Origin of the sequence: Achromobacter sp. 2789STDY5608621, from assembly GCF_001299375.1 — a bacterium.
Taxonomy (GTDB): Bacteria; Pseudomonadota; Gammaproteobacteria; order Burkholderiales; family Burkholderiaceae_B; genus Achromobacter; species Achromobacter insuavis.
On record NZ_CYTU01000024.1, the window covers coordinates 55,472 to 73,369 of the forward strand.

At 59.4% G+C, this 17,898-nt stretch carries 24 protein-coding genes; 12 read left to right on the plus strand and 12 right to left on the minus strand.

What is annotated here, in order from left to right; genetic code table 11:
• Window positions 1-28 precede the first annotated feature (28 nt).
• Together AOZ53_RS20740 and AOZ53_RS20745 are read left to right on the plus strand one after the other, a co-directional pair.
• The gene (locus tag AOZ53_RS20740; RefSeq protein ID WP_197286504.1) at window positions 29-1,174 is read left to right on the plus strand and encodes an MBL fold metallo-hydrolase; all 1,146 of its coding nucleotides are present in this window, start codon (window positions 29-31) and stop codon (window positions 1,172-1,174) included.
• Window positions 1,175-1,618: 444 nt separating this feature from the next.
• Window positions 1,619-2,158, plus strand: coding sequence for a JAB domain-containing protein (locus AOZ53_RS20745; RefSeq protein WP_054460692.1), 540 nt, complete (start codon window positions 1,619-1,621; stop codon window positions 2,156-2,158).
• A 51-nt stretch (window positions 2,159-2,209) separates the two neighbouring features.
• Here the strand turns inward: AOZ53_RS20745 and AOZ53_RS20750 are convergent, their stop codons facing one another.
• A complete protein-coding gene (locus AOZ53_RS20750; RefSeq protein WP_054448037.1) occupies window positions 2,210-3,697 on the minus strand; it encodes a tyrosine-type recombinase/integrase in 1,488 nt (495 codons plus the stop codon).
• 1,762 nt (window positions 3,698-5,459) lie between these two features.
• Here AOZ53_RS20750 and AOZ53_RS33675 point away from each other — a divergent pair.
• Window positions 5,460-5,786 (plus strand): STAS-like domain-containing protein, encoded by a 327-nt coding sequence (locus AOZ53_RS33675; protein WP_082385717.1) that lies wholly within the window; start codon window positions 5,460-5,462, stop codon window positions 5,784-5,786.
• Window positions 5,779-6,243, plus strand: a complete 465-nt coding sequence (locus tag AOZ53_RS20755; protein WP_156333456.1) for a hypothetical protein — start codon at window positions 5,779-5,781, stop codon at window positions 6,241-6,243. Before AOZ53_RS33675 ends, AOZ53_RS20755 begins: the two co-directional genes overlap by 8 nt.
• 226 nt (window positions 6,244-6,469) lie before the next feature.
• Here the strand turns inward: AOZ53_RS20755 and AOZ53_RS20760 are convergent, their stop codons facing one another.
• From AOZ53_RS20760 to AOZ53_RS33680, 11 genes are all read right to left on the minus strand, one after another.
• Window positions 6,470-6,670: a helix-turn-helix transcriptional regulator gene (locus AOZ53_RS20760; protein ID WP_054489106.1), complete on the minus strand. Its 201-nt coding sequence runs from the start codon at window positions 6,668-6,670 to the stop codon at window positions 6,470-6,472.
• A complete protein-coding gene (locus tag AOZ53_RS20765) occupies window positions 6,663-7,055 on the minus strand; it encodes a hypothetical protein (RefSeq protein WP_054489108.1) in 393 nt (130 codons plus the stop codon). The genes AOZ53_RS20760 and AOZ53_RS20765 overlap by 8 nt, the downstream gene beginning before the upstream one ends.
• On the minus strand, window positions 7,052-7,330 hold the full coding sequence (locus AOZ53_RS20770) for a hypothetical protein (RefSeq protein WP_054489111.1): 279 nt from the start codon (window positions 7,328-7,330) through the stop codon (window positions 7,052-7,054). The genes AOZ53_RS20765 and AOZ53_RS20770 overlap by 4 nt, the downstream gene beginning before the upstream one ends.
• Window positions 7,323-7,586, minus strand: coding sequence for a hypothetical protein (locus tag AOZ53_RS20775; RefSeq protein WP_054489114.1), 264 nt, complete (start codon window positions 7,584-7,586; stop codon window positions 7,323-7,325). The genes AOZ53_RS20770 and AOZ53_RS20775 overlap by 8 nt, the downstream gene beginning before the upstream one ends.
• Window positions 7,583-7,825 (minus strand): hypothetical protein, encoded by a 243-nt coding sequence (locus tag AOZ53_RS20780; protein ID WP_054489116.1) that lies wholly within the window; start codon window positions 7,823-7,825, stop codon window positions 7,583-7,585. Before AOZ53_RS20780 ends, AOZ53_RS20775 begins: the two co-directional genes overlap by 4 nt.
• Window positions 7,822-8,145: a hypothetical protein gene (locus AOZ53_RS20785; protein WP_054489118.1), complete on the minus strand. Its 324-nt coding sequence runs from the start codon at window positions 8,143-8,145 to the stop codon at window positions 7,822-7,824. The genes AOZ53_RS20780 and AOZ53_RS20785 overlap by 4 nt, the downstream gene beginning before the upstream one ends.
• Window positions 8,142-8,381: a hypothetical protein gene (locus AOZ53_RS20790; protein WP_054489120.1), complete on the minus strand. Its 240-nt coding sequence runs from the start codon at window positions 8,379-8,381 to the stop codon at window positions 8,142-8,144. Before AOZ53_RS20790 ends, AOZ53_RS20785 begins: the two co-directional genes overlap by 4 nt.
• Entirely contained in the window at window positions 8,378-9,253 is an 876-nt protein-coding gene (locus AOZ53_RS20795; protein WP_054489122.1) for an ORF6N domain-containing protein, read from the minus strand. Before AOZ53_RS20795 ends, AOZ53_RS20790 begins: the two co-directional genes overlap by 4 nt.
• Complete coding sequence (locus AOZ53_RS20800; RefSeq protein ID WP_156333457.1) at window positions 9,250-9,621, minus strand: hypothetical protein; 372 nt, start codon at window positions 9,619-9,621, stop codon at window positions 9,250-9,252. Before AOZ53_RS20800 ends, AOZ53_RS20795 begins: the two co-directional genes overlap by 4 nt.
• 275 nt (window positions 9,622-9,896) lie before the next feature.
• Window positions 9,897-10,850 (minus strand): hypothetical protein, encoded by a 954-nt coding sequence (locus tag AOZ53_RS34345; protein ID WP_156333458.1) that lies wholly within the window; start codon window positions 10,848-10,850, stop codon window positions 9,897-9,899.
• 10 nt (window positions 10,851-10,860) lie between these two features.
• Complete coding sequence (locus AOZ53_RS33680; RefSeq protein WP_082385718.1) at window positions 10,861-11,526, minus strand: LexA family protein; 666 nt, start codon at window positions 11,524-11,526, stop codon at window positions 10,861-10,863.
• 325 nt (window positions 11,527-11,851) lie between these two features.
• On the opposite strand from AOZ53_RS33680, the gene AOZ53_RS34350 reads away from it, so the two are divergent.
• The 8 genes from AOZ53_RS34350 to AOZ53_RS20840 all read left to right on the plus strand — a co-directional run bounded on the left by AOZ53_RS34350 (window position 11,852) and on the right by AOZ53_RS20840 (window position 17,576).
• Window positions 11,852-12,691, plus strand: a complete 840-nt coding sequence (locus tag AOZ53_RS34350; RefSeq protein ID WP_156333459.1) for a hypothetical protein — start codon at window positions 11,852-11,854, stop codon at window positions 12,689-12,691.
• A gap of 2 nt (window positions 12,692-12,693) precedes the next feature.
• A complete protein-coding gene (locus AOZ53_RS20815; protein ID WP_054489127.1) occupies window positions 12,694-12,888 on the plus strand; it encodes a hypothetical protein in 195 nt (64 codons plus the stop codon).
• A 103-nt stretch (window positions 12,889-12,991) separates the two neighbouring features.
• On the plus strand, window positions 12,992-13,321 hold the full coding sequence (locus AOZ53_RS20820) for a hypothetical protein (RefSeq protein ID WP_156333460.1): 330 nt from the start codon (window positions 12,992-12,994) through the stop codon (window positions 13,319-13,321).
• An 8-nt stretch (window positions 13,322-13,329) separates the two neighbouring features.
• Window positions 13,330-14,418, plus strand: a complete 1,089-nt coding sequence (locus tag AOZ53_RS33690) for a replication protein (RefSeq protein WP_180180003.1) — start codon at window positions 13,330-13,332, stop codon at window positions 14,416-14,418.
• On the plus strand, window positions 14,415-16,193 hold the full coding sequence (locus AOZ53_RS20825) for a toprim domain-containing protein (RefSeq protein WP_054435120.1): 1,779 nt from the start codon (window positions 14,415-14,417) through the stop codon (window positions 16,191-16,193). Before AOZ53_RS33690 ends, AOZ53_RS20825 begins: the two co-directional genes overlap by 4 nt.
• Window positions 16,190-16,420 carry a hypothetical protein gene (locus AOZ53_RS20830; RefSeq protein WP_054435123.1) on the plus strand — a complete coding sequence of 77 codons (231 nt, stop codon included), beginning with the start codon at window positions 16,190-16,192 and terminating at the stop codon, window positions 16,418-16,420. Before AOZ53_RS20825 ends, AOZ53_RS20830 begins: the two co-directional genes overlap by 4 nt.
• A 191-nt stretch (window positions 16,421-16,611) precedes the next feature.
• Window positions 16,612-16,986 (plus strand): hypothetical protein, encoded by a 375-nt coding sequence (locus tag AOZ53_RS20835; RefSeq protein ID WP_054489131.1) that lies wholly within the window; start codon window positions 16,612-16,614, stop codon window positions 16,984-16,986.
• Window positions 16,986-17,576: a hypothetical protein gene (locus tag AOZ53_RS20840; protein WP_231690652.1), complete on the plus strand. Its 591-nt coding sequence runs from the start codon at window positions 16,986-16,988 to the stop codon at window positions 17,574-17,576. The genes AOZ53_RS20835 and AOZ53_RS20840 overlap by 1 nt, the downstream gene beginning before the upstream one ends.
• Window positions 17,577-17,898 lie beyond the last annotated feature (322 nt).

Consider the following 17,898-nt stretch of genomic DNA (forward strand, 5'->3'; position numbering starts at 1 on the left):
CCACAGGGTGGGCTTGGAAGGCGACAAGATGAGAAATCCAACGATTCGCACAATGAGGTCATGGCCGCGCACATGGCTCCGCGCGGCATTCATCGCGGTCAGTGCTCTGGCGATCAGCGCGTGCGCGTACCTCCAGCACCCGAAGTTCGGGAAGTTGCCAGAAGGGGCGGATCTGGCTCGCATCGAGCGATCCCCGAACTACGTCAATGGTGAATTCATGAACCTTGTCGAGACGCCGATGTTCACCGAGGGCGCCAGTTTCACGTCGGTGCTGCTGGGGAATCTGTTTTCGCAAGCGGAGGGCAGACGGCCGGACAAACCCATCCCCACTGTCAAGACGGACTTGAGGGCACTGGACATCGAACGCGACACGGTGGTTTGGCTAGGTCACTCGTCCTACTTCGTCCAGTTGGGTGGCAGGCGACTGTTGATCGATCCGGTTTTCAGCAGCTATGCGGCTCCAGTGCCCGTCTCCAATCGAGCGTTTCCAGGCACTGGCATCTATACCGCGGAGGACATGCCTCCCATCGACTACCTGCTCATCACTCACGACCATTGGGACCATCTGGATTGGGCCAGCGTGACGGCCTTGCAGGACAAGGTGAAGAACGTCATCACGGCGCTTGGCGTTGGTTCGCACCTGCGGTACTGGGGCTACCCCGCCAACCAGGTCCACGAAGGTGACTGGTTCGACACCATTGCCTTGGAAGCCGGCTTTCTCGTGCATGTAGTGCCTGCGCGGCACTTCTCTGGACGCCTGCTGACCCGCAACAAAACCTTGTGGGCTGGATTCGTCCTGGAAGCTTCGGGAAAGCGTTTACTGTTCGGTGGCGACAGCGGTTACGGCCCCCACATCGCCGCCATCGCTGCCAAGTTCCCGAGCTTCGATCTGGTGTCTCTGGACAGCGGCCAGTACGACAGGCGCTGGGCTTACCTGCACATGACGCCGGAGGAGACCGCCGATGCCGCAGAGTTGTTGCGTGCCAAGCTGCTGCTGCCTGCTCACGTTGGGCGCTTCGCCATGGGCGTCCATCCTTGGGATGACCCATTCAAACGTATCGCGGCAGCCGGTGCGAATCGAGATTTTCGCCTGCTGATGCCGCGGATCGGCGAGCCTGTTTGGCTTGATGGCTCGACACAGCATTTCAGCGAGTGGTGGGCATGCGCAGACTGAGAGCTTTATGTTTAGCGACAAGCAGAAATCCTGCTCTACCACTCGGGTATGGCCACCATGGCCACCAATCACTTCTGCGGCGGTCGGCGGATTGCTTAAACTCGACGGCACACCGCGCGTCCTGGAGCCTGGCTTGGCGCAAGAGCTCGGCTGCGTATTATCGGCATTTTTCGACCGCAGGTTTGTCTACGACCGCGGTCGATGGTTGCTGGACGCAACGCGGGAAGTTCCCCAGGCCTCAATCGATGGCGTCCCGCAGACGACTCGTCAATGCAAGGCTGCGGGAAATCGTCGCCATGGGTTCTACGGAATGTGCATTGCCCATTGTGCAGGGATGAAAGCCGATTGGAGCCTCCGCTCCTAGCCAGTATTTGGCACCTCCATCTGTTCACGACCAAGCGTGAATGGGTTGATAGGCAACCCTCGCTTTTGGAGGAGAAAGCAATGCAGCTAAGTTTCAGTAGTGTGTGGGCAAGCAAAAGGCACGTGCAGAAGGTTGTCCAAGGCGCACCGGTGGTGCGTGAGGCGGGCGGCCTCTATCGAGCCGCGACGCCTGAAGAGTTGCTAAGTGCGGCGGCGCTGCAATTGGAGGGGGCACTGGGTAGCCGCTTGCCAGTGACTAAGCCATCGGCTGCCATCGACTATATCGTGACCCGGCTGGCGCTGTCAGACGTCGAGGTATTCGGCGTAATGTTCCTTGATGCGCAGTTGAGAATGATCGCCTTCGAGGAGATGTTTAGAGGTACGCTGTCGGAGACCAGCGTGTATCCGCGCGAGGTCGTCAAGGCCGCGATTCGGCATAACGCGCATTCCATCTTGATTGCGCACAATCATCCCTCGGGCTCGGCGCAGCCAAGCAGGGCGGATATTGAGGTTACGCGACGCTTGAAGGAAGCCGTGGGGCTGGTGAACGTTTCATTGGTCGACCATGTGATCGTGGCGGCGGGTAGCGGTCATTCGATGTCCAAGATGGGCGTGATCTAGTCCTGCCCTCATGCGTCCAACAGCCGAAGACCTAACGGTCTTCGGCCTTTTTTATGCCGCGAGTAGCTGCTTGGTGGTTAGCCGCTTTTGAAGCTCGGCCGGCGCCATCGCTCCCGAAAGCAGTCTTTCCAAATACTCGCCGAGCTTAGCCCATGCTGCTTGCTTCTCGTCGGCGTAGTCGTACAACTGGTAGTGGCGTCTGACACGGTTCTTGCCCGTGTGAATGGCGTGATTCTGGCAGCGGTCGATGATGTTTGGATCGATTCCCAGTGACTCCATGATTGTCGACCCCGTTCGTCGCAAATCATGAGGCGTCCAATTGCCGCTTTGGCCCTTGCCGAGCACTAGGGAGTTGTCCGAAGCGCGGCGTGCTTTGGACTTTCCGTTGAACATGGCTTGCCGATCTTTGATTTGCTTAGTAAAGGCCTGCTTGTACATCGGTTGGTCTACCTCCGCGTCATTGTCGCGGGAAGGGAGGAGCCAGCGGGATGATCCCGCCAGGCTGACGAGGGTCTCGAAGTGTTTGATTGCGAAGGGTGAAAGAAAAACCAGGTGGTCCCGCTTTTGAGATTTTCTGCCTTTGACGTTCGCCTTGGGAATGAACCAAGTGCCCTCTCTGAGATCGAGATGAGCAATTTCAGTGAGATGCAATTCACCTATCCGGCATAGCGTGCTCAAGCAGATCCAGGAAACTGCCTGCAACGCTTCGGAAGGAGGCTTCCTCTTTCGCTTGTCGTCTGAAGTGAGATACTGCTCCTCCAACTCGCGGTATCGGGTTTGGAGCTCGACTATCTCAATGGGTGGGAGAACGCGTTCGCGGACGTTATCCGGGTCGTAATCGTCTGCTAGGAGCACCCCCAGTTCAACCAGCTCGACCGGATTTCCCTCCGAAAGCAGCTTGCGCCACGGTTGGCGCTTCTCTGCCCAATGGAACATTTGACCCAGTATCTGGAAGGTCACCTCGGCCAGCCGATTGCAACCGCGGCCAACGATCGAGCGGATCACTCGCTCAATATCCTTCTCGCGAATTGATCGCACGGCAGTATCACCGATCAAGGGAAGCACGTCTTTTTCAACGATGCGCATCACTTCGGTGTTGCCGTCGGCCCGCTTTACTCCCGATTCCAACCAGCTTTTATACATCTCTCGGACCGAAAGGGCGTCGGTCGTGGCCGCCTCTTCAGCGGCGGTTACTGCGGCAGATTCAGCTGCCACGGCTTCCCGCGCCTGGGCTTTTTCCAAGTCGCGAACGGCTGACGGATTGCGGCCCGCCTTAATGTCCGCTCGCGCTTTGTTCCTAGCGGTGCGGATCTCGTCGAGTGTGCGCTCCGGCCATGAGCCGCAGTAGAATCTCTTGACCTTGTCGCCCAAGCGATAGGCATATCGCCACACCACGGCCATTGTGCCGCGCTGGATCCGGATCTCCCCAGTCAGGCCGTCTCCATCGGCCAGGTGATCGCCGGCCCATTCCGCCGGCACCGCTTCCAGTTCCTTGACGGTCCACCGCGCACCTTTTCCGCGTTTCGGGTATCTCGTCATAGTTCCTCAAATTTCTCCGTTCTTCTGTTCCAACCGCCATATGGGACAACATATGGGACAACATTTTTGCGGCTGTCAGCGTACATTAGCGAACGTCGACGAACAAGGAAATTCGTGGAAAGCCTTAGAAATCAGTCGGTTATTCGTTCGCTGGCGTTCGCTGGCGTTCGTGCGTTTCTAATTTGGGAGCAGAGGGTCGCGAGTTCGAATCCCGCCGCCCCGACCAATAAAATCAAGGCCGTTAGTGAGAGTGTTCACTAACGGCCTTTGTTATTTCTAGTGCAGTGGGGCAACTTATGGGGCAACCGGTAAATTTGCGGGGGGGCCACATCAGATCTGCATGCGTCAACTCTACGTTATGCTCTGGTCGCGCCGACGTTGGCCATACATACTGCGGCGCAGGGTACGTTGTCGTTCAATCCCGCCTACCCGGTATCCCACTGGGAAACGGTCATCCTGCCCGCGTACTGGGGCAAGTGGTAGAGGGGCTCTGGGAGCTCGGCTGCGGGATGATGAGGCGAGGCAGTGGGCTCGCATCTGACCGCCTGTGAACTGCAAAACGCGCCCGGGGGGGCTATCTAGCCTTGGCCCCGTTCGAGATTCGTTGCTAAACGAGACAGCTAGGCTAGCGGATAGGATTGCCTTCTTCCCGATCGTTTAGCGCGACCGACCAACCACCACAGAGTAAATTTGCCTTGAAATATAGAACACCGGCTCAACTTCTTAGGTGGGATGTGTTGGCCAAGGAGCGAAATCGCCGTAGGTTGCTCCGCTCACGCTGCCCCATGCAGGATCCTGGACACAAATATGTCCAGCCTAGTGACCGAATTTACGCGCCCGCAGTCGTCGGACTTCAAGGAGAGAATGGGCGAGACCTAATTAAGTTCATTCGCGCGATCCAGCAGCGCGTTATCGCGGGTGGGCAGTCCACTGTGTTGGATTTCTCTCGGACTAAAAAAATTTACGCTCCAGGTGCATTGCTGATGTATGCCGAACTGGACCGAGCTATCGCCTTGTCCACCCATCACAAGCCTATAACGGTCAAGCCACCGCGCCTTAGCCTTCCAAGGCAGGTTCTCAAACAGCTAGAGATCCCCGCGCTATGTGGGGACACGCTTGACATCGTGCCCGACAGAGATGACGTTGTCTTCTGGAGATGCACACGGGGAGCCGACCAGTCAGGCGAGGTGCCGGGAACGCTGATCAGCCGGGTCGCGGATCGGGCTAATGAGTTCATTGCACGGTCACTTCGTGCCGAAGACGTATGGCGAGGAGTGTCGGAAGCCATTATAAATACGACGGAGCACGCGTACTCAGAGGCTTTGGATCGGCAGGTACCTGCTCATCCGTCTAACAAGTGGTGGTTGCTTACAAATGTGAAAGGATCTAGCTTCACCGCTGCCGTTTGCGACACGGGGATTGGCTACCGCCGCACTACATTGCGTACGATCCCTGCGGAGTTCCGAGCGTGGGTCGGCCAGACGTTCGGAGGGCAGAACGCTGACATCAGCGCGATTCGAGCAGCCATGGAGTACGGGAAAAGCCGGACTGGCCTCGACGAACGCGGAAAGGGTTCTCGTGATGCTCTTTCCGTGCTGAAACGTCATGGTAGCGGGGAGCTTGCTATGATCAGCAATCAAGGTCAGGTGTACTACAAGCTAGAGGCTGGGCAAGAGGAGCCCGTGGTCGAAACCACGAACTTGCACATCGACATACGCGCAACCTTAGTGTGGTGGCATCTACCCTTAAATGAGGGTGCAGAATGAAACAAGTTAACGTAGCAAACGACTTTACCCGGTTTCCCTCCGGACGGTACAAAAAAAAGGGCGGTACAAGCGGCGAAGCGTTCAGAGAGCGCTTCTTGCTACCGGCGCTTCATGAACACCAATCAATAGAGATTGAGCTTGATGGAGTTCTGGGGTATGGATCCTCTTTTCTTGAGGAAGCGTTTGGGGGGGCTATCAGACAAGCGAAGGTGAAAGCGGATGAGTTTTTCCGCCTCATCCATCTTAAGTCGTCCAATCAAGCGCTAATTCGAGAAATTCACCAATACGTCGAAGAAGCTAGCAAGCGCCTTCGAAATGGATGAACGATCCTCCGTGGGCGTCATTGCGTTAGTTGCAGCAATCATCGGCTGGTACGTTGTCCATCGGCTGGCGATAGCACGCGAACGGGAAAAGTTCAGGAGGGAGGCTGTTGCTAAAGAGGCGATTGAGATTTGCACGATGACCAGCGCCCTTTTGGATAAGAGTATTACCTACCACTGCGGGAGCAGAGACGAAATCTTGGAACGCGAGCTCAAGAGTCTATTCGACAGGCTCTCGCTCCGGATCCAGCATTTACCGACCGTTCGTGACGCCATCCGGAATGTTCCCGCAACCTCTGCAGCTATTATGTTCAAGCAATCGGTTACGGGAATCCACTTTGAAGACGAACACGAGGAACCTCTGGCTCCCTCCGATGCCATTGTTGCTGGCATCCAAATTGCGGCATACAAACTCGAAGAAGAGCTACTAGGCATTCGGGCTACGGCATTCAATAGCTAGGACCTCAACGGCGTCGGCACGACATGCCAAGCGTCCAGACGCTTGCTCAGATCTGAAGGGGCCTCCCCCAGTTCACTGCTTCCCCGTCCGCATGTCCCGATGTTTCAGTCATCCACGTGGTGCCAATTTGAGCATTTTGACTTCCACGACAGCCACCTCCGGGTGGCTTTTTGCCAAAGAAAAAACCACCCTTTTTGGGGTGGCTGCGGTGCTAGCCAGGAACGGCTTATGTTGAGCCTCTTGTTCGCGTGATGGTCTGCGAGATCCACTCGTCGATCTCCGATTCAATCCACACAGATGTACGCCCGTTCTTGATGTGCGCCGGGAATTCGCCAATCTTGATCTGCTCGTAGATCTTGGTCTTGCCCATACCAACTCGGCTTTGCACCACTTTCAGCGGCAGAAGGGACTCTCCTTGCTCACGCATCAATGCCCCCCTCCTGTCTGTGGAACAGCGCTTCAAGATTGGAGCGAGCCTGACGTGCTGCGGCTGGATTCTTTCGACTCGGCGGTCGGCTTCCCCGTTGGCTATAGCTAGTCGAGACCGCCGTGACAGGAATGTCGGTTCCCTCGAGAGGGCTAGCCCCTGCGATGACTCGCCGAGCATCGTCCATGGTAGCGTTCCACCCGCGCACGTAGACCCGAATTTCCGCGTCCACGTGCTTAGGCAGTAATAGGCTCCAGACCACATCGTCCTGCTTCGTGAGCTGGTTGCGCTTCGTGTGGGCGCCGCAACCTGGCCACTGGCGCTCGAGTTCCTGGATGAGTAGGGCCCGCCGACGCTGGTTGAGGAGTTCGATGATTGTGATCATGCCGTCCTCTCCGTTGCAGGCGGACGCCCAGCCGTGTCGAGCAGGCTTCGCGCTGCGGCGGCACCGGCCTTCAGTTGCGGGTCCGCCGAGGCGTCCAGAATGCGCGTCGTGATCTCGAGCGCGCTTGCCAGTTTGGCGCAGCGTTCACGCATGGCAGCCGCCTCCGCTTTGGCCTCGGAGAGTTCTGCTGTGGCCTTGTCGTACAGGCGCGTATAGAGCGCGCGGCCGCGCACGGCCGCCGCCAACTGCTCGGTGGGAGTTCGGGGCTTATTCATCGCCGTCCCCTTTCTGCCTCCCTGGCTTCATGCCGAGGGCTTCCCGCAGCTTGTACCAAGCCTTATGGTCTTCGCAGGTGTCGGCCGTGATTGCCAGTAGCGTGCGCACGTCTTGGCTGATTTCGGGCGTGTCGAGGATGCCCCGGAGTACCGAGATAAGCGCCCGCAGGTTTTCCTTCTGTTCCTCCATGACTTCGAACCACAGGTGCGCGGTGAATAAGTCGACGCTGGCTTGTTTGGTGAGGGCGTATTTCATTCGGCGGCCCCCTTTTCAGCAGCGGCCTTGAATAGGTCGGCCCATTCTTCGGCTGACTCCGCCATCTCTCCCGACAAGTTGATGGCAATCTCGGCCATGTCCAGGACGTTCAAAATGTCCTGTTTGCCGGTTTGGGTGGCATACCGAATCACGCACAATACGGAATTGATCTGGAGCAGCGTTTCGACCGCACGTTGAAGTGCGTCTCCGGCCTCCTTAAGTGTTACGGGCCTGCTCATTCTGCATCTCCCAGAGCCTCGACGCGTTCTTGCTCTGCCCCCCATTCGTCTTGCATCTGTGGGGACATCGCATGCAGGTAGACGTCATTTTGTAGGTCTTGGCACCCGGGCATAGGCATACCGATCACTTGGAAGTTGACGAGCAGCGCGCCGATCGCGTCCAGAAAGTCGGATTGGGCGGAAGTAGGAACGAGGTCGAACGCTTGTCGCAGACCCGAAGGGAAGAGATAGCCCTCGGCCGCATCGGCCGCAGCGCAGAACAAGACGTGCCATTCCTCCGCGGCACGGAAGCCATCGATAGGGAAGTGCAATGTGCTCATGCTGCACCTCCGCAAACGCCGTTAAGCGCGATGCCGCTTTTGTCGGTGACTTCGACGGCGAGGATATAGGCTTGGTTGATCAGGCCTTCGCGCAAGTCCTTTTCCATCTCCTCGAAAATGAGAAAGCCGTTGCCGGTCATCATGTCCAGGATTGCGCGCAGCCTGGTCGAGATCTCGTTGATCTCCAGCAACGCATTGCTGGCGGCCCTGAACTTGGGATTGGGAGTGGCGTTCATGCGGCACCTCCCTTGCCGAGCAGGCGGTCCGACACAATGCTGTGCAGTTCAGCGAACCGCTCAACGTACCAATGCGGCTGTGTCTCCCGCGGCGATGCGGGATTGGTCAGGTTCTTGCCGTAGGCGAGACCTTTCTCTGTAATAGCCCAGAAGTGCTTCATCTTCGTAGGATTCGACCGACTGGTGCGCGTGCGCTCTTCGATCATGCTGGCGTCGCGGAGCAGGGCGTTGTACGCGGCGACGTTTGTTGTAATGCCGTGTTCCTTGAGCAGCGTTGTGAGCGATGCGGTGGGCATGCTGCTGCCCGCGGGACCGTCTGCGGCAGCGTCCACCACGTAGTCCGGCAGAAAAGAAGTGCCCAAGCGATGGCTCTTGGCGATGTGCTGCAGCATGGCAACCTGCGACGATGGCGACGGACGCAGCAGGCGCGTATAGCATTCCATGATTGCCAACTCGCCCACTAGCTTGGCCCCGACTTCGGGCATGTGAGCAACGCTGTTCATCTTCTGGCGGAAGTACCCATTCACCAGGTCACGCTGAACCTTCCAGGCCAGATCATCGGTGAAGCTCTTGACCAGCATGAGGTAGCCAGATTCAGTCAGCAGGGTGACGCCTCTGCCCTGGATGGGAACCAGCTTGTTGGCGGGGATTTCGGACGCGGATCGTACGAAATGCTCGCGCAGTTGCGCCGGTGTCATCTGGAGGTAGTCTTCCGTTTCAACGAAGCGCGCGCGGTTTTCGTTAAAGCTGCGTCGGGCCGTACCTTCGGGGCGCTGATGCACGCTGTCAACCATTGCGAGGGTGACGACGCGCACGCCATGTACCTCGACAACCGGGATTTCCGTGCCGTGGATGTGGATGAGGTGGTTCATTCGGCACCTCCAGCCGCAGCACGGAAGGGGGCGGCGAGTTCCTGGAAGCGCTCACGGCCGCAGTCTGCGCCGTTGGCGATATCCGAGGCGACGTATGCGCCCATCGCAGCGAGCTTGCTGATACGACCTAGCGCCGCCGCCGGGTTCGGGTAACGTTGATCCCTGACGCTCGCGTCAATCGCCTTGAGCAGTTCTTCCAGCTGCAGCAGCGCTTCGACAGAAGCCTCGATCCAGCACACTAGCTCGTTGTCCGCCGCAAGCAGCAGGCGGGACGTTGACGAATCGTTGACGGTCAACGGTGCTTTTGCTACATTGCGAGGATGAGAAATCCCCTCCGCGCCTTGCGGGCGGATATCTTGCTTGGACATGTTTGCCTCCTACGGCTGTCCGAGATTGAGGGCCGCAGCGTCAACTGCGGTACTTCCTAAGCCCCGGTCTGCGTCAACAGATTCGGGGCTTTGCTTTTGGTGGTGTACATCAAAAGCTGTATGGACGAACAATAGCAAATGATATTGTTCCGAGCAAGCAAAAAGTAGTGCATGCCCAACGCGCCCATTGTCACCGTCGGCGGATGGAAGTGCTACGGCGACTTCGGCCTTTTCGAGATATGAATTCCGCCCCGGCGGAAATGAGGATTACAACGTCAGTCTTTCGCCCAGGCGGATTTATCTCGGCTGGCGATCAATATCCGCCTGTACTCGACGCCTCCCTTGGCGGGCGGGTAAGGCGAGTTCGCACGGATTGCGCGATTGACGTTACGAGAGTCCAGCGGGCGTACGCCTCGGGCCTGCAGGAATAGTTCAATCGCAGCCGGTTTGGTGGCGCGAAAAGCATATCTATTCGCTATGCAAAGTCGATAGATCAACAGGCGAACGGAGGCTGTTTCGTCCAAGCGAAACTGGGGAGGCAACGCGTCACTGATGTAGCGCAGCGGCTTTTTCATGGCAATCAATGTTCGACGTTCCACGCTGGCGGATACTGCGCGGTCGGTGTGCTGTTGCGCGACCTGATAATGGCTTGGAGGATGGAAGGTCTCCGATAGGGCCGTTAAATCTCTCAGCGCTGCCGCCCCGTTCTGAATCCGCTGTTCAAGGCTCTGGACGTGCTTGTAAACCTCAGCCCAGCGTCGAGGTGCATCAGGTTCAAGGTGGTACTCCTGGAGCGCGCCCAATACCAGGACCGCCCAACGAAAGGCAGTTGGCGTGGTCTGGTCCAGGGCATCAACTATATCTCCGGGATGCAGCGGCCCGGGAGTTACTTCAGGTGGCACATCGAAGGAGTGGCCCAGCCCGCTGAGAAAGCGTTTAGTGGCTTTGGTGTCGGCTTCATCGGGCGGAACAAGGGCGAGACTTCGTGTAGCGCTCTTGTATGCTGCGTCTATCCACGGATCGTTCAATATTGCTGCCACGCTCGCGGAGCCGCACGCATGCGCAACTGCTGCCAAATGATCCGCGACAAACGGCGCGGCGATGACTTCACGCTGTTCTTTCGGACCACGGCGTAATGCGGACGCGATCGAGGTCAGCTTCTCGCGCGAAGGAACCGCTGCCAGGTGTCTAAGCGCTTCCTCAAATTGTCCTGAAGAAAAAGCGGGCATCCGAAATGACTCAGCGGTAGTAACGGCGGTGTTCGACCATGGTTCCAATAATCACCAGTTCCTGCCTGTCGCTAAAAAACGACGGAAAGTCTTCGTTCAGCGGAACAAGTTCGAACACGTCATTGCCATTAGCGTCCAGGCCTCGGGGGCGGTATTTTTTAAATGTGGCCTCCTCCCCCCCGTTCATCGCCACAACGAATGAACCCGGCTTTGGGGCCACCTCTTGATCGACGATGATCTTGTCGCCCGGCGCAAATTGGGGCGCCATGGAACGACCCTGAATCTCCAGTCCGAACGCGCGTTCCGAGAGAGGAATGTCGGTCAGCAGATACTCAAGCGCCTCACCGCAGAAATGCGCGCCGACCTCCGTAAGCTGGCCGGCTTGCACGTAGTTGATCACAGGCACGCGCCGACCGGCACCGGAGCCGGAGGTGGCAAGCGGAGCAGCACTGAAGGGTGGCGCGTCGTCAGGCCAGTCCAGCCAACCTGCCGGCTTGCCAAACGCTTGCTCAATCCGGGCCGCCATTTTGCTTCCAATACCGCGCACGGGTGAGCTACCTGCAATCTGCCAGGCCTGCGAAGGAGATATGCCAACCAGCTCCGCAAAGCGCGCCTGTCCGCCGGCGGCCTCCACGAGCTGTTGAACTTTCTTCAAGCGGTTTTGTGAGCGGTCCATGAGGAGATTCTCTCAGAAATTTATCATTTGCTACACTATCATATGATTGATTTAATCGATATCTTTTGATATTGTTTAGCTATCCGAACAAGGTGATAGCTCATGACCCTCCAGGACTACCTCAATAGCCTAAGCCCCGCAGAACAAGGCGCATTCGCTAGCCGCTGCGGCACTTCGGTTGCATACCTTCGCCAGGTTGCCTACGGGAACCGCCGCTGTAGCGAAGGCCTCGCTATCTCCATAGATCGCGAATCCGGTCGACAAGTGCGAATGCAGGCCCTGCGTCCGGATGTGGATTGGGCGCACCTCGCACGGGCGGCCGCCCATGGCTAACGCCGACACCACTCTCATCGACCGCGCCGAAGACTCCGGGGTTTCGCAGTCCACCTACAACGAGACGCGACAGATGCAGCACCGCGGTGTGAGCCCCTGGCTATTAGGCAATCCAGCAAGCCAATCGGCCAAGGAAGGGTACGTCGACCACCAAATTCTCAAACCCGTTCGTGCGGAGATTGGCGTTGTGAGCTGGAATTGCGAGCGCGGTGATCGTATCCGGGCCATTCGCCTGAAGGCGCCGCAATTCGCGGTCGATTTCGGCCAATGTCAACTCGGGGGCCCTGGCCGCCAAGTCACCGAATTTTTCTCGCTGCACGGCGCAGCGGACGGCCTTCTGTGCGGGGCGGATTTCTCGCTCGAGGTATGCCGCAGCGGCGATTACGCCGCCGATGACTCCCGCAACGACCCCGCGACCGCCCGCCACTGCTGCGACTGCGGCAGAGCCGCCAACCATATTGATCAACGAAAAGACGCTATCGATCCGTCGATAAAAGCGTTCGTTCATGTCGTTGAACGTCACGCCATAGAGGACATCAAGGACCGCCTCGGCGTGGTTCCTTTCAACGGTCGTTATGGCCTGCTGGGTCGTCATTCCGCATCCTTTGAGGTTGAGGCTGCGGCGTCGGATTGCGCCGCGGTGGTGCCTGGTTTCTCTTTTCCATGGTCAGTCCCTTGCGAGCAGGTTGGGGGTGTGGGAACCAACATTCTGTCACAAGTGGACTCGACCGCCCATATCGAGCCGGAGGGTGTTGCTTCGAAGCACTTCCCCGGCGACACCCGGACGCCGCCGGCGCCTGGCGCTGTCTGGATTGGCCCCGAGGACGTGTAGCCATGAACACAGCCGTTTCGATCTTGATCCTGGTGGCCGCGTTCACGTGGCTGCTGATGCTGATCGCCGGGTGTTGCATTGGCCTCTGGCTGCTGTGGCGCCGCCGCGGACTGCGCAAATGGATCGCAGATTTCGATCGTGGCCTCGAGCGCGAAGAGTGCATCCGGGCGCATTGGAAACGCCGCTACGGCGCATAGCCGGGCGGGTATCAGTGTGCACACGGCTAGGGTAGCTCCCGAAAAGACGGACTCCTCCACCCGTCCTGCCGAAGTGCCTTCTCTGTGGAGTGATGGAGGTTCTATGACCCCTCGCATGATCGTGCCTTTGCTGCGCTACACGGACGCGCGCGGCACGGAAAGGGAAGTTTCCCTTGTGCAGCACCAGCCCGATCAGCCGCCCCGGATCGTCAGCGGCTCAGGCCCCGAAGCGATCGATGTGCCGCTGTCGACCTTGTTCGGCGTTCAGATCACGCAAGACCCCATCCGCCAACTGATCGGTGACGGGCCGGAGTTCGCAGAACTGCCCGCCGACCGAGTGCGAGAGGCCGCTGCCCTGGCGCAACGGGCGCTGCCCGCGTCCGCCGGCAGGTTCCGCGTCGTGTGGGTGCCCGACGACGGATTGCCGTTCTGAGGCGCGCATTGACACACGACAACGCATCGCCGCAGGTCGAAGAGGGCCACACACGCCTCGCAAATGAGTTGCTGGAGGCAATGTGCCGTGCCGGCTTCTCAGCGCGCCAGTGGGCCGTCGTGATGGCCGTGGTGCGCAAGACCTATGGCTACGGAAAGAAGAGCGACGAGATCGGCCTTACTCAGTTGGAACAGATGACTGGAATCGCAAAGACCCACGTAGGAAAGACCGTCCGCGAACTGTGCGCCGCCGGCGTATTGCGCCGCGACACCGGCGTCCATGGCTACCGCTTGGGCGTCAACAAGCGATATGGCCAATGGCAACTCGCTGCCTTATCAGGGGTGACCAAAATGGTCACCGGAGTGACTGAATCAGTCACCCCCAATACAGTGACCAAAACAGTCACCCCAGTGACCGAATCGGTCACTACTAGCGGGGTGACCAAATCGGTCACTGGGGGTGACCAAAACAGTCACGGGGGTGACCAAATCGGTCACAGTGACCAAATTGGTTTTTTAGGGGTGACCGATTTGGTCACCACAAAAGGATATAAAACAAAAGAAAGAAAACACTCTCGTACCATCCTGTCGGATGGCACGTGTGATCAAGCCGTGCCGGCACGTCAAAGCGGTGGGGCAGATGAGCCTTCGCCGGAGTTCATGACGGCGTGGTCAGCCTACCCCAAGCGCGAAGGTGGAAACCCGCGTAAAGCGGCATGGACGGCATGGAAGGCTCGGGTTCGTGCCGGCGACGCTACGGCGCAGGAACTGGTCGAGGCAACTCGCGGCTATGCCAAGTTTTGCGATACCGGGAACAAGACCGGCACTCAATTCGTGCTCATGGCCAGCACGTTCTACGGCCCTGGTGAACACTGGCGCGAATGGTTGCCGTCGACGTCTGACACGGCCGCAAACGCACCTGGTGGGGTTAAGCCGTGGTACGCCGTGGTCGGGTTTTCCAACCAGTGGGAAGCGGAGAATGCCGGCTGCACCGAGGGCAACCGCTGGATGTGGGAAAACCGGCAGCGGGTGCGCACTGAGCAGGATTGGCCGGCTTGGAAGGCCAGCCAGGCTGCTGCACGGGGGGCGTCCGAATGAACGCGCAGGAACTGTCCCGCCGGCTGGCGGACTCGGCCGCGACCGTCGCCGCGTACCTGTTGCCCGGCGGCAAGAAGCACGGACGGGAATGGAAGATCGGCAACGTGTCGGGAGATGCTGGCGATTCGCTGTCCGTTAGCATCAGCGGTGCAAAGGCGGGAGTCTGGTCCGATTTCTCGGCAGGCATCGGCGGCGATCTGTTGGACCTGTGGATGGCGGTGCGGCGTTGTGACCTGCCCGAGGCAATGCGGGAAGCCAAGCAATACCTGGGCGTGCGCGACGACGTTCCGCTGAAACCGCCCAAGCGCGAGCCGTACAAGCTTCCGGCCAAGCCCCAATGTCGGACGCCGAAGGCGCGCGTGCGCGAATGGCTGATGGGCCGCGGCTTGACCGAGGAAACCATCACCGCATTCCGGATCGGCGAACAGGAGCGGCGCGACAAGGTCTACGCGATTTTTCCGTACCTGCGCGACGGCGAGCTGGTCAACACGAAATCCCGCAACCCGGACGAGAAGAAGGACATGCTGCAGGCCGGCGGCGCCGAGCCCTGCCTGTTTGGCTGGCACCTGATTGACCTGAACGCGCGAATGGTCGCGATCTTCGAAGGCGAGATCGACGCCATGACAGGTCACCAGGTCGGCATTCCGTCTCTGTCGGTCAACGCGGGAGCGGGCAATCACCAGTGGATCGAAAACGACTGGGAGCGCCTGCAGCAGTTTAGCGACATCGTGCTGTGCTACGACAACGACGAGGCTGGGCACAAGGGCGCGCGTGAGGTGGCCATGAGACTGGGTCTGGAGCGCTGTCGCATCGCCACCTTCGGCAAGGCCAAGGACGCCAATGAGTACCTGACCGAGTACAAGGCCAGCGGCGAAGACTTCGAACATTGCATCAAGCAGGCGCGAGGGCTGGACCCGGATGAACTCCAGCAACTGGCCGACTTCATGCCTGCCACGCAGGCGATGTTCTGGCCCGCTCACGACGCGCCGGCTTACCCCCAGCTTTCATTCTGTGGCCGGGCCATGGACTGGTGGGAATGGCTGCCGGCGCGCGTCAGCGTGTGGACCGGCATCAACGGCCACGGCAAGAGCCTGATGCTCAGCCAGGCCCTGATTCCCGTGATGCAGGGCGACGTCCCGGTGTGCATGTTTTCGGGCGAGCTGACGCCGGCTCAGCAGCTCAAGCGCCTGGCCAAGCAGATCACGGGCATCGACCGGCCCACACCGGCGTACCTGAGTGCCGTCCAGAACTGGTTGCAGGGCCGCATGTGGATCTTCAACGTGGTCGGCATCGCCGGCCTGGACCGGCTGCTGGAGGTTTTTGCCTACGCCGCGAGTCGCTACGGCTGCGGCCACTTCGTCATCGACAGCCTGATGATGCTCGACGTACCTGAGGACGGCCCGGGCTCCATGACGGCGCAGAAGACGGCGATGCGCAAGATCGTGTCCTTCGCACACGCCACCCAGAGCCACGTCCACCTCGTCGCTCACCCGCGCAAGGCGAGCGACGAAACCAAGGCGCCGGGCAAGCTGGACGTCGCCGGCAGTGGCCACATCACGAACGGCGCCGATAACGTGTTCTCGGTCTGGTCCGCCCAGAAGCCTCCCGGCGAAGACACCGATACGCCCGATGCGCGGCTGGAAGTGCTCAAGGATCGGGATGATGTCGGCCGCCGCAAGATCAGCCTGTACTTCAACCGCAGCACGGGCCAGTACACGCTGGATGATGCCCGCCGCTCATACCAATACCTCAAGTTCAGCCAGGAGGCACGATGAAAGACCTATGGGTGCTGGAATGGTCCCATGAGGCCAACACGTTCCACGTTCAGGAGCTGAAACGCTCGATCGACGGCTGGCGCCGCCATTTCCTTGCGAATTCGGCGCCGAATGACTGGGTGCCGATTTTCGTGGGCACCGAGCAAGAAGTCGATGCTGAGGCAGAACGGCTAGACCAAATCATGGTCGCGCGGGCGCAGATCCGACGAGAACAGAACGGCGCGTAAGTTCGAAGCATTTTTCAGGCCTTTGCCGAAGTGGTGAAAGGCCTACCGAAGTACAACGCCGCCACCCTCGCGGGCTTGGAAGGTGTTGCGCTTTACCGAGGGGGCCGTCCTGGACGGTTCCGCGGTTGAGCTTGTGGCGCGGCTGCTGCGCGTCCCTCCCTACAACCCTGGAATCGTTTGAAGGATAGATCATGCTCGATCAACAAATCGAAGAAGCCTGGATGGAGGTTCCCTACGAGGAACCGAAGCCCACCCAGCACGCCGAAGCCGGCCGCATCATTCAGGCGCAATTGACCAGCCTTGCGGCGTCCTACGCCCCGTGCCGCTGCTGGCGCTGCCGCGGGGGCGTTGCGCTCGCCGACCGTCCCATGTACGACCGCCTGCTTGCCAAGCATCTGATGACGCTGGGCGAAGTCGAGCGCGGACAGTGGGTGCTGATGTGGGCCGGCCACCCCCGGCACGGTGCTGAGGCCCGCGAGCAGCTCTACACCTGGCTGCGCATCGTCGGCGGTAGCAACGAGCCGGAGCCGGTGTACTTGCCCGATGCGAAGGTGGAGGGGCTGTGATGGAGCGCACAACGCCATTCCCTCGCCTGGCCGTGGCGCTGGACTACGCCTTCAGCGACGAGCGCCATACTGCCGCGCGCCCTGCGATGGCGCGAGCAGCCGACGCCCGCTTGGGTGACCCGGGGCCGTTCTCCGGGATCGACGGCGCCGCCGAGACGGGCACTGCCCGCAAGTTCCTGGAGAAGGGCCTATTACCGTTGCACTTCGCTGTCTTGCGCGCCAGGTACGGTCAACGAAAGTCGCCCTGCAAATTCTGCGGTTGCGCAGGTGACCACCTTGAATGGCTGACTGCCATACGGGCGCTGGCGAACGAATTGGCGGAATTCCTCGCCATGCCGAGCGTCAACAGCGAAATGCGGCTGGACCTGCTGCGCCGCCTTTTCGAGGGAAAAGACGGTGTAGGGTTGGAGGATCTGGCGAAGCGGCATGATTGCAGCCTGTCCACCAGCAAGCGGGCCAGCGCCAAGACGGCGAGCTGGATCAAGGGTGCGCGAAAGGCCAAGACGAGCGAGCCTGCGGTGTACGGAATCGAGCAGGGGGCGCACGCAGCCGCCGAGAAACTGTTGCGCGATGGTGGATTTATTCCTTAACCCTTGACGCGAGAACTTTTCGGGTTCAAAATCCGCTCTATTGGATTTCCTCAGAAGTCCGCCCAGAAAGCCCCGGAATAGAAAGCCGGGGCTTTATGCATTCAGGTCATGCTCTTCTGTCTCAACGTCATTTCTGCTGTTTTCGCTCTTACCGCGGCTGGCCTTTGGGCTTGGGCGTCGGTTCTACGCGTTCTCTCGGACTACTCCGGAGACGTCTCAGAAGATGCAAAGTACCTGAACTTCCGTGGCGGCCAAGGCCCGATTTCACGGGACCGCGATGGCAAGTGGGTGGATGTTGTCGCGACCCTTCGAAAGCAGGGCA

What these genes read in the sequence shown, in the direction of transcription:
- AOZ53_RS20785 (WP_054489118.1), bottom strand. Translation starts at nt 8,145, where the DNA reads ATGAGCACATTGCACTTCCCTATCGATGGCTTCCGTGCCGCGGAGGAA.
- AOZ53_RS34345 (WP_156333458.1), bottom strand. Translation starts at nt 10,850, where the DNA reads ATGCCCGCTTTTTCTTCAGGACAATTTGAGGAAGCGCTTAGACACCTG.
- AOZ53_RS20835 (WP_054489131.1), top strand. Translation starts at nt 16,612, where the DNA reads ATGCTCGATCAACAAATCGAAGAAGCCTGGATGGAGGTTCCCTACGAG.
- AOZ53_RS20830 (WP_054435123.1), top strand. Translation starts at nt 16,190, where the DNA reads ATGAAAGACCTATGGGTGCTGGAATGGTCCCATGAGGCCAACACGTTC.
- AOZ53_RS20790 (WP_054489120.1), bottom strand. Translation starts at nt 8,381, where the DNA reads ATGAACGCCACTCCCAATCCCAAGTTCAGGGCCGCCAGCAATGCGTTG.
- AOZ53_RS20815 (WP_054489127.1), top strand. Translation starts at nt 12,694, where the DNA reads ATGAACACAGCCGTTTCGATCTTGATCCTGGTGGCCGCGTTCACGTGG.
- AOZ53_RS20820 (WP_156333460.1), top strand. Translation starts at nt 12,992, where the DNA reads ATGACCCCTCGCATGATCGTGCCTTTGCTGCGCTACACGGACGCGCGC.
- AOZ53_RS34350 (WP_156333459.1), top strand. Translation starts at nt 11,852, where the DNA reads ATGGCTAACGCCGACACCACTCTCATCGACCGCGCCGAAGACTCCGGG.
- AOZ53_RS20825 (WP_054435120.1), top strand. Translation starts at nt 14,415, where the DNA reads ATGAACGCGCAGGAACTGTCCCGCCGGCTGGCGGACTCGGCCGCGACC.
- AOZ53_RS20755 (WP_156333456.1), top strand. Translation starts at nt 5,779, where the DNA reads ATGGATGAACGATCCTCCGTGGGCGTCATTGCGTTAGTTGCAGCAATC.
- AOZ53_RS20795 (WP_054489122.1), bottom strand. Translation starts at nt 9,253, where the DNA reads ATGAACCACCTCATCCACATCCACGGCACGGAAATCCCGGTTGTCGAG.
- AOZ53_RS20760 (WP_054489106.1), bottom strand. Translation starts at nt 6,670, where the DNA reads ATGCGTGAGCAAGGAGAGTCCCTTCTGCCGCTGAAAGTGGTGCAAAGC.
- AOZ53_RS20775 (WP_054489114.1), bottom strand. Translation starts at nt 7,586, where the DNA reads ATGAAATACGCCCTCACCAAACAAGCCAGCGTCGACTTATTCACCGCG.
- AOZ53_RS20840 (WP_231690652.1), top strand. Translation starts at nt 16,986, where the DNA reads ATGGAGCGCACAACGCCATTCCCTCGCCTGGCCGTGGCGCTGGACTAC.
- AOZ53_RS20745 (WP_054460692.1), top strand. Translation starts at nt 1,619, where the DNA reads ATGCAGCTAAGTTTCAGTAGTGTGTGGGCAAGCAAAAGGCACGTGCAG.
- AOZ53_RS20780 (WP_054489116.1), bottom strand. Translation starts at nt 7,825, where the DNA reads ATGAGCAGGCCCGTAACACTTAAGGAGGCCGGAGACGCACTTCAACGT.
- AOZ53_RS33675 (WP_082385717.1), top strand. Translation starts at nt 5,460, where the DNA reads ATGAAACAAGTTAACGTAGCAAACGACTTTACCCGGTTTCCCTCCGGA.
- AOZ53_RS33680 (WP_082385718.1), bottom strand. Translation starts at nt 11,526, where the DNA reads ATGGACCGCTCACAAAACCGCTTGAAGAAAGTTCAACAGCTCGTGGAG.
- AOZ53_RS20800 (WP_156333457.1), bottom strand. Translation starts at nt 9,621, where the DNA reads ATGTCCAAGCAAGATATCCGCCCGCAAGGCGCGGAGGGGATTTCTCAT.
- AOZ53_RS20765 (WP_054489108.1), bottom strand. Translation starts at nt 7,055, where the DNA reads ATGATCACAATCATCGAACTCCTCAACCAGCGTCGGCGGGCCCTACTC.
- AOZ53_RS20740 (WP_197286504.1), top strand. Translation starts at nt 29, where the DNA reads ATGAGAAATCCAACGATTCGCACAATGAGGTCATGGCCGCGCACATGG.
- AOZ53_RS20750 (WP_054448037.1), bottom strand. Translation starts at nt 3,697, where the DNA reads ATGACGAGATACCCGAAACGCGGAAAAGGTGCGCGGTGGACCGTCAAG.
- AOZ53_RS20770 (WP_054489111.1), bottom strand. Translation starts at nt 7,330, where the DNA reads ATGAATAAGCCCCGAACTCCCACCGAGCAGTTGGCGGCGGCCGTGCGC.